This is a genomic window from Arthrobacter sp. NPDC057259 (assembly GCF_042668995.1).
Lineage (GTDB): Bacteria > Actinomycetota > Actinomycetes > Actinomycetales > Micrococcaceae > Arthrobacter.
Genome location: NZ_JBHUYA010000003.1, coordinates 49,259 through 64,121, shown reverse-complemented (window position 1 = coordinate 64,121; position 14,863 = coordinate 49,259). Strand labels below are relative to the sequence as shown.

15 protein-coding genes and 2 riboswitches are annotated in these 14,863 nt (G+C 71.0%); of the genes, 4 read left to right on the top strand and 11 right to left on the bottom strand.

Translation table 11 applies throughout. The annotated features are described in order from the left end of the window. Window positions 1-21: 21 nt before the first annotated feature. From ACFUCU_RS06170 to ACFUCU_RS06150, 5 genes are all read right to left on the bottom strand, one after another. Window positions 22-807 carry a hypothetical protein gene (locus ACFUCU_RS06170; protein WP_377971416.1) on the bottom strand — a complete coding sequence of 262 codons (786 nt, stop codon included), beginning with the start codon at window positions 805-807 and terminating at the stop codon, window positions 22-24. 142 nt (window positions 808-949) lie between these two features. Then, on the bottom strand, window positions 950-2,029 hold the full coding sequence (locus ACFUCU_RS06165; protein WP_377971414.1) for a hypothetical protein: 1,080 nt from the start codon (window positions 2,027-2,029) through the stop codon (window positions 950-952). Further along, window positions 2,026-3,321: a glycosyltransferase family 2 protein gene (locus ACFUCU_RS06160; RefSeq protein ID WP_364134491.1), complete on the bottom strand. Its 1,296-nt coding sequence runs from the start codon at window positions 3,319-3,321 to the stop codon at window positions 2,026-2,028. Before ACFUCU_RS06160 ends, ACFUCU_RS06165 begins: the two co-directional genes overlap by 4 nt. Next, on the bottom strand, window positions 3,308-4,252 hold the full coding sequence (locus ACFUCU_RS06155; protein ID WP_377971411.1) for an ATP-grasp domain-containing protein: 945 nt from the start codon (window positions 4,250-4,252) through the stop codon (window positions 3,308-3,310). Before ACFUCU_RS06155 ends, ACFUCU_RS06160 begins: the two co-directional genes overlap by 14 nt. Next, window positions 4,249-5,154, bottom strand: coding sequence for a PIG-L deacetylase family protein (locus ACFUCU_RS06150; protein WP_290256410.1), 906 nt, complete (start codon window positions 5,152-5,154; stop codon window positions 4,249-4,251). The genes ACFUCU_RS06155 and ACFUCU_RS06150 overlap by 4 nt, the downstream gene beginning before the upstream one ends. A gap of 466 nt (window positions 5,155-5,620) precedes the next feature. Continuing rightward, a riboswitch (SAM riboswitch) is annotated at window positions 5,621-5,733 on the top strand. 103 nt (window positions 5,734-5,836) lie between these two features. On the opposite strand from ACFUCU_RS06150, the gene ACFUCU_RS06145 reads away from it, so the two are divergent. From ACFUCU_RS06145 to ACFUCU_RS06135, 3 genes are read left to right on the top strand one after another with little or no spacing between them, the layout of a single operon-like run. Continuing rightward, window positions 5,837-6,079 carry a DUF1737 domain-containing protein gene (locus ACFUCU_RS06145; RefSeq protein WP_377971813.1) on the top strand — a complete coding sequence of 81 codons (243 nt, stop codon included), beginning with the start codon at window positions 5,837-5,839 and terminating at the stop codon, window positions 6,077-6,079. Then, on the top strand, window positions 6,076-6,483 hold the full coding sequence (locus ACFUCU_RS06140) for a rhodanese-like domain-containing protein (RefSeq protein WP_377971409.1): 408 nt from the start codon (window positions 6,076-6,078) through the stop codon (window positions 6,481-6,483). Before ACFUCU_RS06145 ends, ACFUCU_RS06140 begins: the two co-directional genes overlap by 4 nt. Next, the gene (locus ACFUCU_RS06135) at window positions 6,480-7,691 is read left to right on the top strand and encodes an O-succinylhomoserine sulfhydrylase (RefSeq protein WP_377971407.1); all 1,212 of its coding nucleotides are present in this window, start codon (window positions 6,480-6,482) and stop codon (window positions 7,689-7,691) included. Before ACFUCU_RS06140 ends, ACFUCU_RS06135 begins: the two co-directional genes overlap by 4 nt. A gap of 28 nt (window positions 7,692-7,719) precedes the next feature. On the opposite strand, the gene ACFUCU_RS06130 is transcribed toward ACFUCU_RS06135, so the two are convergent. The 6 genes from ACFUCU_RS06130 to ACFUCU_RS06105 all read right to left on the bottom strand — a co-directional run bounded on the left by ACFUCU_RS06130 (window position 7,720) and on the right by ACFUCU_RS06105 (window position 14,475). Continuing rightward, window positions 7,720-8,868, bottom strand: coding sequence for a glutamate--cysteine ligase (locus ACFUCU_RS06130; protein ID WP_377971406.1), 1,149 nt, complete (start codon window positions 8,866-8,868; stop codon window positions 7,720-7,722). Between the two features lie 23 nt (window positions 8,869-8,891). Beyond that, window positions 8,892-10,415 (bottom strand): UDP-N-acetylglucosamine 1-carboxyvinyltransferase, encoded by a 1,524-nt coding sequence (locus ACFUCU_RS06125; RefSeq protein WP_364134506.1) that lies wholly within the window; start codon window positions 10,413-10,415, stop codon window positions 8,892-8,894. 99 nt (window positions 10,416-10,514) lie between these two features. Next, window positions 10,515-11,318, bottom strand: coding sequence for an energy-coupling factor transporter transmembrane component T family protein (locus ACFUCU_RS06120; protein WP_377971404.1), 804 nt, complete (start codon window positions 11,316-11,318; stop codon window positions 10,515-10,517). Then, window positions 11,315-12,874, bottom strand: coding sequence for an ABC transporter ATP-binding protein (locus tag ACFUCU_RS06115; RefSeq protein WP_377971402.1), 1,560 nt, complete (start codon window positions 12,872-12,874; stop codon window positions 11,315-11,317). Before ACFUCU_RS06115 ends, ACFUCU_RS06120 begins: the two co-directional genes overlap by 4 nt. Window positions 12,875-12,884: 10 nt before the next feature. Next, window positions 12,885-13,517, bottom strand: a complete 633-nt coding sequence (locus tag ACFUCU_RS06110) for an ECF transporter S component (protein WP_377971400.1) — start codon at window positions 13,515-13,517, stop codon at window positions 12,885-12,887. A 67-nt stretch (window positions 13,518-13,584) separates the two neighbouring features. Beyond that, a riboswitch (TPP riboswitch) is annotated at window positions 13,585-13,726 on the bottom strand. Window positions 13,727-13,752: 26 nt separating this feature from the next. Beyond that, window positions 13,753-14,475 (bottom strand): hypothetical protein, encoded by a 723-nt coding sequence (locus tag ACFUCU_RS06105; RefSeq protein WP_377971398.1) that lies wholly within the window; start codon window positions 14,473-14,475, stop codon window positions 13,753-13,755. 105 nt (window positions 14,476-14,580) lie between these two features. On the opposite strand from ACFUCU_RS06105, the gene ACFUCU_RS06100 reads away from it, so the two are divergent. Beyond that, window positions 14,581-14,844 (top strand): DUF4235 domain-containing protein, encoded by a 264-nt coding sequence (locus tag ACFUCU_RS06100; protein WP_290256419.1) that lies wholly within the window; start codon window positions 14,581-14,583, stop codon window positions 14,842-14,844. Window positions 14,845-14,863 lie beyond the last annotated feature (19 nt).

The window sequence follows — 14,863 nt, the reverse complement described above, 5'->3', positions numbered from 1 at the left end:
GCGAGGCGAAGGCTTTCCCGCTTAGCCCTGGGCCAGGGCGTCGCTGACGATCTTCGCCAGCGTGGTGGCCGACTCCGGCCCCACGCCCTGGCCGATGGCCACGGCGGAGACGGACAGGGAACCCTTGATGCCGGTGACGACGGCGGTCTGGGTGGCCTGCCCGTCCGGCAGCCCCTGCGTGGTCAGGGACCCGAAGGAGGCGTCCCCGCCGGTCTCGACGGGAAGGACCTCGGTCTTGCCGGTGATCTTCTTGCCCTGCAGTTCGATGGTGTAATTGGCGCACTTGCCGGCGTTGTCCTTTGCGGCGGCGGCTCCCTTGGACAGCACGGACGGGTCCGAGACGGACACCAGGGTCACCGTGGTCATCGCCTGGCCGGAGGAGGACTTCGCCACGCCGCCGGTGTAGGTGCTGCCGGACGGGATCTGGCCGCTGGTGTCCACCAGGGCGGCGCATTCCTGCGGGGAGATGACGGCCGCGGAAATCATCTGCTTGGCCGCGGCGATGCCCGTCTCCAGCTGGTCCGCCGGGACCGCCGTCAGGGGGTGGCCCTCCCCGTCCTTCAGGCCGGCCAGGATGGTGCCGAGTTCGGCGGTGGTGTAGGCCTTGGGGCTGGCGGTGGCACTGGGGCTGGGCGCCGACGACGAGGCGGCTGACGTTGCCTGGGATCCGGCCGCCGAGGATTCCGCGGAGCCGGTGGATTGGGCGGCGGTGGATTGGGCGGCGGAGGAACCGCCGCCGGAGCACCCGGCCAGGGCCAGGCCCGCGGCGATGATCAGCGCGGAAGGTACGAGGCGGTGCGTGGTCATGTTGTCCCCCAAAGGATTGTGCCAATAAGTGCGGTGCGGATGGTTGCGGTGCGGATGCCAACGTTACGGATGAGCGTGGAGAGATGCGTGTTGTGCGCGAGCCTACGACATTGCCGGCCTCCGGGACAGCCCGCGGCCGGTGTCATGCCCACGCCTTGCGCAGGGCCGCCCACGCGGCGTCGTCCAGCATGCTCGAGGGGGTGACCGCGACGGCGTTCGCGCCGCCGGCCACCGAGTCGGCGAGCGCGGTCTGCAGGTCTGCGGCGGACACGGTCCCGGAGCGGGCCCACATCCCGGTGGAGATGACGAATCGTCCGGGCCTCGCCGCCATGGCCGCGGCCAGTTGCCGCGAGTAGTCCGGGCCCTTGCCGTTGAGCGCGAAGTAGTTCCAGAGCACCAGCCGGTCCGCCGCCTTGGCCAGCAGGGCGTAGTCGTGCCCGCTTTCTGGCCGGTCCCCGGCCGGGTCCTGCCACGGCGCCCGGACGTCCATGTCCAGGCTGGCGCCGTTGGCGTGCGCGGCGGCGGCCGCCTTGGCCACCACGGAGGCGAGGGCCTGGGACCGCCAGGCGCCGATGCTGGCGTCCCCGGTGTCGATCCCGCCGTCGGCCGTCCGCGGCCAGTCCTTCGCGCCGGTGGCGCGCAGGTAGGAGTCGCGGTCGTCCCCGCCGTAGGTGTTGTCGTCGAACATCAGCTCGGTCAGCGCCACGGCGTCGGGGTGGTAGCGGCGGGTCACCTCGTCCACGAAGTCCACCAGCCGCTGGCCCACGGGTCCGGTGGTCAGGGCGGTGACGCTGGCGAAGTCCTTGGACCGGGTGCCGTCGAGGTTGATTCCGGCCAGGCCCTGGTTCTTGGCGATCCAGCCCGGGATCAGCAGGTCGATGGTGAGCGTGACCCGGCGTTTGCTGCCGTTGCCCGCGGTGCCGAGGGCCTTGATGGCCTCCGCCACGTGGTCGCGGCCGCCGGCGGCTTCAATCTCGGGGTGCTTGTCCCACCGGAACGCCGTCCAGTCCAGCCGGCCCACGCTGATGGTGACGCTGTTGGCGTTGACCTCGTCGAGCCGCTTGGCCAAGGCCGGGAGACCGCCGGGGTCCTCGACCACGGTTTCGTAGCCGACGCCCACGGTGCGCTCCGGCGCCGGTGCCTCCGCCCGGGGAGGCACCGGCGTCGAGCAGCCCGTCAGGGCCAGCAGTGCCATGGCCAGCGTTGCGGCCAGCAGCCTCACACCCTGACCTCGGTGACGGCCGCCGCCGTCGGGACGCTGACCACTCCGGTGCGCTTCAGCTTGTTCCAGTGCGCCTGCTTGCCTCGGGTCTCCTGCAGCAGCGCCGCCGCCATGGTCAGGCCGGTGAACACGGAGTAGAAGGGGACCAGCGGCAGGGTCCAGGCGTGCCGCAGGTCCGGCCAGGCCCGGTTCAGGGAGAGCCCGAACAGGGTCAGGACCGCCGTGACCACCAGTCCCAGCCAGCCGAGCACGGCCCACGCGTCGGCGCCCAGCGGGCTCCGGCCGCCGGCCACCAGCAGCAGCAAATCCAGCAGGAGGAACAGCTGGAGGACGGGAAGGGCCACCATGGTCACGGTGTTGAACAGCAGGTACGCGCCGAACCGGCCGCGCCGAAGGTTTCCGATCATGTCCTTGTGCACCCGCATAGTCTGCAGCAGCCCCCGGGCCCACCGGACCCGCTGCCGCCAGAGTGCGTGCACCGTGGACGGCGACTCGGCGTAGACCAGGGCCTTCGGCGCGAACACCACGTTGTACCCGGCCCGGTGCACCCGCCAGGTCAGCTCAAGATCCTCCCCCACGGTGTCCTCGCGGAACGGTCCGACGTCGGCCAGGACCGAACGCGGGAACGCGCCGATGTTGCCGGAGACGATCGGCAGGCAACCGATCACCGTCAGCGCCCGCCGGACCAGGCCGGTACCCACGTGGCTGATGAACGCGAGCATCCGGGTCTGGACGCGGTTGAGGTTGACCGGCCGATCGTCGCCGCAAACGGCGCCCACCCGGCGGTCCGTGAAGCCCTGGAGCATCCGCTTGACCGTGCTGCGGGAGAAGATGCCGTCGGCGTCGACGAACATCAGGACCTCGCCGGTCGAGTAGTTCAGGCCGCGGTTCAGCGCGGCGCCCTTGCCGGCGTTCTCCTGGGTCAGGACCGTGATCCTCGGGTCCCCGGCGGCGAGCTCGTGCATCAGTTCCAAGGTGTTGTCCGTGGACCCGTCGTCCACCAGGACCACCTCGTACCGGTCGTAGGTGGTGAGCTGGATGGACCGGACGCAGTTCTCGATCACGGTGGCCTCGTTATAGGCCGGGACGATGATCGAGACGGTCGGCCACTCGTTCAGCAGGGTCCCCTGGCCGGTGCGGCGGCGGCGGGTCACCTGCACCTGGAACCAGAGGGCCAAGGGGAGGACCAGCAGCTTCAGCAGGCCGAAGACCAGCACCGGAATGCCGAGCACCACCAGCAGCAGCTGTGCGCCGGGCATCAGGCCGGCGAGGAGATTCTCATACCAGGGCATGGGCGAACGCTCCCCTCGTCTGCCGGAACGACGCCGGGTTGAAGGCCGGGAGCGCGAACGAGGCGAGGACGGCGTCCAGCAGTTCCGGCGCGCGCTGGCTGTTCGCCCCGAATCGGGCATTGATTTCGAGCACCACCGGGGTGCCGTCGGCCCGGCGCCGGACGTCGAGGTCCACCGGCCCGGTGAGGGACAGGGCACGGACGGCGTTCATCGCCAGGTTGCCGACGTCGTTCGCCTCCCCCGCCTCCACCCGGCGGGTGCTGAGGGCGTTGCCGACCTCGCCCTGCGCGAGCGCGGTTTTCTCCACGACGACTGCGAACGGCGGGGTGGTGTTGTGCGCCGGGGTTCCGAAGACCATTGGCCCGTACTCGGTGCCTGGGATGAATTCCTGGACGATAAGGCCGCCGGGAAGTCCGGCCCAGTCGACGTCGGAGCCGCTCCGGACCACCGTCACGCCGCGGCCGCCGCGGGACACCCGGGGCTTGATGACGACGGGTCCGCCCAGGAGCTCAAGGGCTTCCTCCGCGCAGCGGAAGTCCCGGGGGACCCCGAAGGCGGGAACCGGAACGCCGGCGGAATGCAGCTGCCACGCGGTGTAGAGCTTGTCATCGGCGAGCGCGACGGCGCCGGGCGGCCCGATGATGACGCGGACGTCCGGGCCGAATCCGGCCCGGAAGGCGGCCAGGCGGGGCAGTTCCTCGCTGACCGTGGGGATCACGAGGTTGATGCCCTCGGAGGAGACCAGCCTGCGCAGCGCGGACACCAGCTCGGGATCCGTGGCCGCGGGGACACGGACCACCGGCACCCCGGAGACTTCGGGCAGGTCGCGGATGTCCGTGCCGAGGACCGGGATGCCTCGTTCGGTCAGTTGCGTGGCGAGGGCACGGCCGGCGGGGCCGCCGACGCCGGTGACCAGCACGCGCGGCTTCACAGCTTCTCCATTTCGGTGCTCAGCAGGCGGACGGGTTCATAGGCCTCGGCCACCCGGCGGCGGGCCTGGCCGCCGCGGAAGGAGGCGATGCCGCGGACCCGTTCGGGCGTCATGTACGGCTTGGCGAGCTGGTCGCTGTGCATCTTCACCGCCTGGACCTTGGCGTCGACGTAGTCGTCAATGTCCACGAAGACGCTGGGATTGAATTCCCGGGTGGCGGAGGGGCTCTCGTAGCAAAGGATCGAGTGGTGCTGCCGCGCGGCCCGCAGGGTGGCCTGGTGCACCGCCTGGTGGTCCTGGTGCTGGTCGTGGTTGGAGTGGGTGAGGATGATGTCCGGGTTGAAGCGCACGATCGCGTGCTCGATGGCGCCCACCATTTCCTGGCTGTGGCGGTGCAACTCGGTGTCCGTGAAGTTGTGATGGATCATGCCGGTCAGGCCCATGAACGTGGCGCCGCGCTGTGCGTCCAGCGACCGCTCCAGGGCGTTGCCGCCGCGCTTGCCGTCGCTCATCACCAGCCCCTGCACCTCGTGGCCGGAGTCGACGAACTTGGCGAGCGTTCCGCCGCAGGCCAGCTCCAGGTCATCCGGGTGGGCGCCGATGGCCAGCACCCGGCGGGGCTGCCGGGCCGGGCTTCCACCGGTGCGCAGGGCGGTCAGCGCGATGGCGAGGGCGGTGAGTCCGCCCAGGGTGGCAGTCAGGTCAGCGGTCTGCCAGAACTCGGAGGCGTCCAGGGCAAAGGCGGCGACGTTGGCCAGCAGCAGCACCGCGCCGGTGGCGAGGGAAATCCGGCGCAGAAGTTCGGGACGGCGCAGGCGGCGGTGGAACCAGGATTTCCCCACCGCCGCTGCGACCAGCAGCGCAATCAGCAAGACGATTATCAAGACGTAAATCGAGACCATGAATCTTTCCAGTTCTTCTTCGAGGTGCCGGCCGCCCCCAGTGCTGCGCCGGACAAAATGATGGATCTGCAACCCGCCCGGCAGAGGCTGCCGGGTTCTGGAGGGAAGGATTGCTTGTCAAAGAACCGGTCCGCGGTATCCCGGCGGAGACGTCAAAACCCATGCGCCAGCGGCACTGCGCAAACGGCCGGAAGCGGCCGCGCAGCGGGTGCTGAAAAGGCGTATGCGGTATGTGGAGACCCAGCTGAGACCTTGGACTGCCACTTCAGTAAACGTGACGCCCCTATCGGAAAACCCGAGTAGGCAATACCCGAAAAGCATTCGGCCACCGCGGACGGAACCGGCTTTTTGTACTCGATCACGACGGGCGCGATACTCGGTCGGCCTACGGCGGACGGCCTCCCGTGACCGAACATGACGGGGCCGACGCGCGGGCGCGGGCCCCGGGGTGTTAGGTTTTTTGCAGAGTAATGAGAACCGGTGCCAAGCCCTGACTGGCCGGTCGGCAACCCTCCTTTTGCGGCGGGGTGCCTCAGGTGACTACTCGGCAATCGACCATTCGAGCTGCAAGCGTGAACGTAAGGAGTTTGTCGTGTCCGACGCGACCCCGCCCCCAGTCCCCACCCCCGGAGCCGGCACCCCGGCCAACCCTCCCGCGCAGGCCGCAGCGCCCGCGGAGCGGCTGGCCTACCGGCTGCTGACCGGCCCAGACGACCGCAGCTTCTGCGAGCGGATCTCGGCCGCCCTTGCCGAGGGGTATGTGCTGCACGGCAGCCCGGCCGCAACCTTCAATGGCACATCGGTGATCGTGGCGCAGGCACTGGTGCTGCCGGCCGCCGTCGCGGAGGCGGACGCCGCGGTGGCCCGCGCCGTCGACGCCCTGGAGTTCGACGGTCTGGAATCCGAAGGGCAGGCGGGGGCATGAGCTACGCCGGGGACCTGACCCCGCAGGCGGCCTGGGAACGGCTGCAGTCCGGCGCGGTGCTGGTGGACGTCCGCACCCGGGCCGAGTGGGCCCAGATCGGGATCCCGGCGACCGGCGGGGCGGCCGCGGAGCCGGTGTTCATCGAGTGGACCCGGGCCGGCGGCGTGCCGAACGAGGACTTCCTGGACGAGCTCCGGCAGCGCGTCCCGGCCGACGCCGAGCTGCTCTTCCTCTGCCGGTCCGGGGCCCGCTCCGTCGCGGCGGCAGGGGCTGCGACGGCGGCGGGGTTCACCGTCTACAACGTGCTGGACGGCTTTGAGGGCCAGCCGGATGAGGCCGGCGTCCGCCGCGTCAACGGCTGGAAAAACGTGGGCCTGCCGACCGACGGGACCCGCACCGCATGAGTTTCAATCCCGAGGCCGCGGACTGGAGCCCGGACACCCAGGCCGTCCGTGGCGGCCTGGACCGGACCGGCTTCCAGGAAACCACCGAGCCGATCTTCCTCAACTCCGGCTTCGTCTACGAATCCGCCGCCGCCGCGGAGCGGGCCTTCACCGGCGAGGACGAGCGGTTCGTTTACTCCCGCTACGGTAACCCCTCGGTGGCCACCTTCCAGGAGCGGCTCCGCCTGCTCGAGGGCACCGAGGCGTGCTTCGCGACGGCGTCGGGCATGTCCGCGGTGTTCACCGCTCTCGGCGCGCTGCTTGGGGCCGGTGACCGGGTGGTCGCCGCCCGGTCCCTGTTCGGGTCCTGCTTCGTGATCCTGAACGAGATCCTGCCGCGCTGGGGCGTGGAGACCGTCTTCGTCGACGGCCCGGACCTCGACCAGTGGCGTGACGCGCTCTCGACGCCGGCCACGGCCGTGTTTTTCGAGTCGCCGTCGAACCCGATGCAGGAGATCGTGGACATCGCCGCCGTGAGCGGGCTGGCGCACGCCGCCGGCGCCACCGTGGTGGTGGACAACGTCTTCGCCACCCCGCTGCTGCAGCGCTGCACGGACTTCGGCGCGGACGTGGTGGTCTACTCCGGCACAAAGCACATTGACGGCCAGGGCCGGGTGCTGGGCGGCGCGATCCTGGGCAGCAAGGAGTTCATCGAGGGCCCGGTCCGGCAACTGATGCGCCACACCGGACCCGCGCTGTCCGCCTTCAACGCCTGGGTGCTGACCAAGGGCCTGGAAACCATGTCGCTGCGGGTCAACCACGCCTCCGCCTCGGCGTTGCGGCTGGCAGAGTGGCTTGAGGCGCAGCCGGCCGTGACCTGGGTGAAGTACCCGCTCCTGGCCTCCCACCCGCAGCACGAGCTGGCCGCCAAGCAGATGAAGTCCGGCGGGACGGTGCTGACATTCGAGCTGGCTTCCCCGGCCGGCCGGTCCGCCAAGGATGCCGCCTTCGAGCTGCTGGACGGGCTGCGGATCATCGACATCTCCAACAACCTGGGCGACTCGAAGTCTCTGATCACGCACCCTGCCACCACCACGCACCGGGCCATGGGTCCGGAGGGGCGGGCCGCTATCGGGTTGAGCGACGGCGTGGTGCGGCTCTCCGTCGGACTGGAGGACGCGGAGGACCTGATCCGGGACCTTGGCCAGGCGCTGGCGCGGATCCAGTAATCCCCGGCGGCGGCGTGGAACGTACGGCCTAGTAGCGGCGGACGGGTGCCAGTGCCGGCAGCGGACCGGTAGCGGTGCCGGCGTCGGGCACGTCCCCGCCGACCGTGGTCCGCACCGCCTCGCCGACGACGGCGCCGAGGCCGGCACGGCGTTGCAGCTCCGCCCCGGTGCCCTCCGCCAGAATCCTGGCCACCCCGGCGCGCACCAGGCCGAGCTCGCCCTGGTCCGCCAGGACCGGGGCGAGGTAGTCCACCAGGGCGTTCACCACCTCGGCCGCGGGGCGGGGCCGGAAAGTCCCGAAGTCCAGCAGCTCGGAGGACAGCCCGCAGTTGCTCGCCTGCCAGGCCGCCATCCGCAGGAGCACCGTCGGCACCGGCGCCGGGTCCACGCCGTCGTACCACTCGCGCGAGGCGGTCTCCACCAGCGCCCGCACCAGCACGGCCAGCAGCGCCGCGTCCTCCGCGCGCAGGCACACGTCCGCCACCCGGATCTCCACGGTGGGATGGTTCCGGGCCAGCCGCGCGTCGAAGTACACCATGCCCTCATCGAAGAGCACGCCGCTGTCCAGCAGCCGCGACACCACCCTGCGGTAGGCCGCATGGCTGCCGAAGACCATCGTCGGACCGGCAGCCGGCCAGCGGTTCCAGGCTTGGGTGCGGTAGCTCTCGAACCCCGTTTCCATCCCGTTCCAGTACGGGGAGTTGGCGCTGAGGGCGATCAGCACAGCCAGCTTGTCCCGGATCCGGTCCAGCACCGCCACCCCCTCCTCGGGCGAGTCGATGGCGGCGTGTACGTGCAGCCCGCAGGTGAGCTGCTCCTGGACGGTGAGGCCGAACCGCCGCTGCATCGTGGCGTAGCGCAGTTTGGGGGTGGTGTGGGTGGGTGCGGCCAGCGGCGAGGTGGCCAGTGCCGCGACCCGGGCGCCGTGCACCCGGGCGGCGTCGTCGGCGGTCCGGCGGGCCCGACGAATCTGCCGCAGCAGGGCGTCATGCTCCCGGCACGGCAGCGTCTGGGTTTCGATCTGTTCGAGCTTGAGCTCGAAACTGAAGCCGGAATGGCCGTCGCCGGTCTCCGGGTCCCGGACGAGCCCGCGCAGCATGGCGTCCGCGAGCGCCAGCGGCACCCCGCTGACGGGGTCCACGATCAGCAGTTCCTCTTCGACGCCGAAGGTGCGCATACCCCATTGTGCGCCGGGGGTCTTTAGTCCTGGAAGTACTCGATCTTCGCGCCGATGGTGTTCAGCCGCTCGGCCAGATCCTCGTACCCGCGCTCGATCACGTAGATGTTGCGCAGCTCGGACACGCCCCGGGCGGCCAGCATGGCCAGCAGCAGGCAGGCGGCAGGGCGGAGGGCCGGCGGGCACCCCACCTCGGCGGCGCGCCACTTGGTGGGGCCGTTGACGTAGATCCGGTGCGGGTCCAGCAACTGCACCTGCGCGCCGAGCCGGTTCAGCTCGGTCAGGTAGATGGCGCGGTTCTCGTAGACCCAGTCGTGGATCATGGTCTGGCCCTGCGCGTTGGCGGCGATCACGGCGAAGAACGGCAGGTTGTCGATGTTCAGGCCCGGGAACGGCATGGGGTGGATCTTGTCCTCGGGTGCCTTCAGCTCGGAGGGCCGGGTGGTGACATCCACCAGCCGGGTCCGGCCGTTGCGCGCCACGTATTCGGCGGAGACCTCCAGCCGCTGGCCCATCTGCTCCAGGGTGGCCAGTTCGATCTCCATGAACTCGATCGGCACGCGGCGGATGGTGACCTCGGAGTTGGTCACGATGCCGGCCGTGATCAGGCTCATCGCCTCGATCGGGTCCTCGGAGGGGAAGTACTCGATGTCCACGTCCACCGCGGGCCGGCCGACGATCTTCAGCGTGGTGGTCCCGACGCCGTCGATCTCCACGCCCAGGCGCTGCAGGTAGAAGCAGAGGTCCTGGACCATGTAGTTGGGGCTGGCATTGCGGATGACCGTGGTGCCGCGGCGGTGGGCGGCGGCCATGATGGCGTTCTCGGTGACCGTGTCGCCCCGCTCGCTGAGAACGAAGGAGCGGTTCTCGCCGTCGGCGGGCGGCGCCTGGACGGTGTAGAAGCCGGAAGTCGCCTCCACGCGGAGGCCGAACTGGCGCAGCGCCTGCATGTGCGGCTCCACGGTCCGGGTGCCCAGGTCGCAGCCGCCGGCGTAGGGGAGCCGGTACTCGGCGGACTCGTCCAGGAGCGGGCCCAGCAGCATGATGACGCTGCGGGTGCGGCGGGCGGCGTCGACGTCCATGCCGTCGAGGTCCAGGACGGCGGGGCGGCGGATCTGCAGGTCGGTGGCGTTCAGCCAGGTGCACTCGACGCCGATGCTGGTCAGCACCTCGACGATCCGGTTGACCTCCTCGATCCGGGCCAGCCGGCGCAGTACCGTGGTGCCGCGGTTGATCAGGCTGGCGCAGAGCAGGGCGACGCCGGCGTTCTTGCTGCTGTTGACGTCCACGGCGCCGGAGAGGGTGTGGCCGCCCTCCACGCGCAGGTGGGTCATCTGGGGCCGGCCCACCTTGACGATGGTGCGGCCGAAGATGGACTCCAGGCGCTGGATCATCTTCAGGCTCAGGTTCTGCTTGCCCTGTTCCATCCGGGCGACGGCGCTCTGGCTGGTGCCAAGCTCTGCGGCAAGCTTGCCCTGGGTCCAGCCCTTTTCGCCGCGTGCGTCCTTGAGGACCGTGCCGAGGTGTTCTGCAGTGGGAAGCGTCATACCCAAGAAATATCACACATGAGTTACCGACCACCTCCGGATGCGCTTCAAAGCGCGTAACGTCACACCCCTAGTCGGATGGTGCGATAACCCTAAGCATCACTGCTGGCCGAGGAACACCATGTTCCAGGTTCCCGCGGCGACGGCGGCGGCTACCGCTGACGCCGCGATCACAACGCCGCCCAGGACCACCCACACGTCGAGTCCGGTGAAGCGCGCCTGCCGGGCCCAGGTCCGCCGGGCACCGCCGAAGCCGCGCGCCTCCATGGTCACCGCCAGCCGCGAGGCCCGCCGGACGGCCTGGACCAGCAACCCGAAGCTTTGCCCCAGCATGGCCCGGGCCCGCTGCGCCGGGCTGCCGTGCGAGCCCACGCCGCGGGCCCGCCGGGCCATCCCGATGGTCTGCCATTCCTCCGCCATGAGTCCCACCAGCCGCATCGCGGCGAGCGTGCCCAGCACAAACCGGTGCGGCAGCTTCGCCTGCTGCGCGAGGGCGTCGGCCAGGTCTGTGGGGTCGGTGCAGCTCATGAGCAGCACGGCCGGCAGCGCGATCGCCAGGCCGCGGAGCAGGAAGCCGAGGCCCAGCTGGAGTGATCCCTCGCTGATGGACCAGATCCCCACGTCCAGCAGGATCCGGCCCCGGTCCGGGGCGAGGATGGCGGTGCTCCAGCCGCCCAGGGCAGCGGCCAGGATCAACGGCCAGCCGCGGCGCCAGAGCAGGGCGGGGGTGAGCCCGGCCAGCGGGAAGAGCAGCACCTCGAAGACCAGCGCCACGGACGCGGAGACCCAGTCGATGGACAGGGCCAGCGCCACGGTGACCAGCACGACGCCGGAGAACTTTGCCAGAGGGTTGGCGCGGGCCAGCAGGGCGCGGTTTCCCTCCAGGGTCAGGGCTTCCCTCATGCCGCCGACCCCTGCAGCTTGAGCTCGTCGCCGCCGAGGACGTCGCTGAATTCGGCGTCGTGGGTGACGGAGACGACGGCGGTGCCGGCGTCCAGGAGTTCGGAGAGGAAGGAGGCAAGCTCGGCCCAGGTGTTGGCGTCCTGGCCAAACGTGGGTTCGTCCAGGACCAGGACCTGCGGGTGGGCGGCCAGCACGGTGGCCACGGACAGGCGCCGCTTCTCGCCGCCGGAGAGGGTGTAGGGGTTGGCGTCCACCAGGTCCCGCAGCCGCAGCCGCTCCAGCAGTTCGTCCACCCGGTCCGCGCCGCGGCCCAGCTGCCGCGGCCCGAAGGTCAGTTCGTCCAGCACCCGGCCGGTCACGAACTGGTGTTCGGGTTCCTGGAAGACCGTGCCGATCCGCGGGATCAGCTGCTGCGCCTTCCAGGCATAGGGGTCGATGCCCGCGCCGGCGCTGAGGTCGGTGGTGGCGGACACGGTCCCGGCCACCGGGGCCAGCAGCCCGGCGAGGGTCAGGGCGAAGGTCGATTTCCCGGCGCCGTTGGGCCCGGTGATGGTGAGCGCGCGCCCCGCACGGACCTGCGCGGCGATACCCTCCTGCACCGGCACGGGCGGCACGGCGCGGAAGCGGGTCCGCAGGCCGCCCCGGCGGGGACGGTCGCGGGACACGGCCAGGGATTCTGCGGTCAGCAGCAGGCGGCCCGCCTCGAAGCCGTGCCCCGGACCCTGTCCGGCGCCGCCGGTGCTCCGGGCGCGGGTGGCCGGCACGTGGCCCGGGACCCAGACCCCGGCGGCGATCAGCATCTCCCGCGCCTCGGCCAGCACCCGGTCCGGCGGCCCGTCCAGCAGTACGGCGGCGTCGCCCGCGCTGCCGGGCTGCAGCACCACGATCCGGTCCACCAGGTCCTTCCACACGGAAACCCGGTGTTCCACCACCACCAGGGTGGCGCCGGTCCGGTCCAGGCAGCGGCCCACGGCGTCGCGGACCTCCAGCACACCGGCGGGGTCGAGGTTCGCGGTGGGTTCGTCCAGAAGCAGCAGCCCGGGCCGCATCGCGAGGATGCCGGCCAGGGCCAGCCGCTGCTTCTGCCCGCCGGAGAGCGCCGACGTCGGGTGCCCCAGGGGCAGGGAACCGAGCCCGACGTCGTCGAGCGCCTCCCCCACCCGGGCCCAGATCTCCGCGGGCGGGACGGCGAGATTCTCCGCCCCGAACGCGACATCGTCGCCCACGCGGGAGAGCACCACCTGGGTCTCCGGGTCCTGCTGCACCAGCCCGGCGCGACCCCGCCGGTCCCGGGGCGGGGCCCCGTCGATCAGCAGGCTGCCGCTCTCGTCGGCGTCGTCGGCATCCGCGTCCGCGCCGCCGCCCTCGCCGAGCACCCCGGCGAGGGCGTGCAGCAGAGTGGATTTGCCGGCGCCGGAGGGCCCCAGCAGCAGGACCCGTTCGCCCGGGCTGATGTCCAGGTCCAGTCCGCTGATGGCGGGCCGGGACCGCCCGGCGTGCCGCCAGCCCCAGCCGCGGGCGGTGACCGCGGCGGGGCGGACGTCGTCGGCGTTCATGCGCGCGGTGTCAGGAGAAGACGGGTTCGGTGGCCGCCTTGCGGGAGGCGAAGGAGGCCAGCACCCCGGTCCGGGCCAAACCGCGGGTGGCGATCCAGGCCAGGCCGCCGGCGATCACGGCACCGGAGATGGCGCAGAAGACGATGTAGGCGGCCTTGTCCGCGGCCTCGAAGGCGATGTTCCAGCCCCAGGGCAGGAAGCAGTCGTTCAGGCCGCAGAAGAGGCCCGCGCCGGCGCCGGCGAGCAGGGAGACGGGGAGGTTGAACTTGCTGTAGCGGAAGGCGGCGAAGACCAGCTCCGCGCCGAGGCCCTGCAGGATGCCCGAGATCAACACGGTGGTGCCGTACTGGGAGCCCATGATCAGCTCGCCGGTGGCGGCGACGGCCTCGCAGAACAGTGCGGCGCCGGGCTTGCGGACCACCAGCATGCCGAGCACCGCGGGGATCATCCAGCCGCCGGCGTAGAGGCCGGTCAGGGGCGGGTAGACGGCGGTGAGCGGGACGGACACCACGTTGGAGCCCTGGTCCCAGGCCCAGAAGATGACGCCGCCGGCGATCGCGATCAGCGCCGCCAGGACAATGTCGACCACGCGCCAGCTCTTTTTGCCGGCCGCTGTGGTGCGGGGGGTGGAAATATCGGTCATGTCGTCCTCCTGAGGTACAGGAGGGGAGGGTATTCCGGCCACGGCGGCCGCTGCCGCGTGTTCCGGACACCCTGAGAACTCGACTCCCTTGCGCCGGTACTAACCGGATCAGGTTCGAGGGTCTGCGGCTGTCCGCACTCTCAGCGCCCACCTACGGTTTCCGGATTCCTCCGGAAGGGTCCGACGGCGGCGCTCCCCTGTCGTTATGAATGTCGCCCGTGTGGGCTGGCCCAGTTTACACCCGCGCCGCCGGGGCCCGCCTCCCCTCCCTGCCGAGCCGGATCAGCACGATCCCGGCCGCCAGGAACCACGCCCACATCAGGAGGCCGTAGCCGCCGTAGAGCGCCGGGACGAGGTACCGCAGCGCCTCCGCGAGCAGCCCCAGGGCACCGGCGCCGATGCCCAGCCAGCCCACCGCCCGGGAGAGCCCTGCCCGCACCATGGCCACGGACATGAGGAGGATGCCCGCCGCGGAAAGCACCCCGGCGACGGCGGGTGTGTTGTTCTCGGCGATCACCGCCTCGGCGGCGGCGCTGATCCGCTGCCGCGCGGCGTCGTCGGCCGCCCCGGCGTACCGGTCGCTGAGGTAGACCAGCACCAGAGAGCCGCGGCTGGTAACCGGGATGGCGAGGATCAGCGCCCAGGACAGCCCGCCCACCAGGGCGCCGCCCAGCGCCAGGCCCCGTGCCAGTCCCTCTGCCGCCGGAGCGCACGCCAGGAACAGCGCAGCGAAGACGGGCACCGCCAGGATGTTCGGGACCGTCCAAAGCAGCTGCTCGGCGACGTAGACGGGCTTGTTGCGGGCGATGAACTCCAGCGTCGGCACGGCCCCGTCGACCGGCGGCGGCGCGATGAAGTCCAGCACAAGGGCCAGCACCAGCAGCACCACGAACGCGATCGAGCAGCAGCCGGCCGCCAGCTGGAACGGCGCCCAGGGTGCGCTCCGGTCTCTGTCCATGCCCGACGGTAGGCCGGGCGGCGCGCGGCGGACAGGGGCGTCCGCCCCGGACCGGTGTGCCAGTAGGCTAGGGGCAGTCCTGTTTCCACCCGCAAGGAGCACGAAATGAACATTGTCATCAAACTGCTCGGCACCGGCATCAGCCTGGTCGCCGGTCTCGTCGGCACCAAGCTCGTGGACACCGTCTGGGAGAAGACCACCGGCAACAAGCCGCCGAAGGGCCACGACGACGACGTCCCCACCACGCTGCGCCAGGCCCTGACCTTCGCGCTGATCTCGGCCTCGGTGAGCGCCGTCATCCAGGTCCTCGCCAACCGCGGCACGCAGCGGGCCATCACGCGCTTCGCCAAGACCCAGGACATCGTCTAGGCGCACCGCACCACCGGAC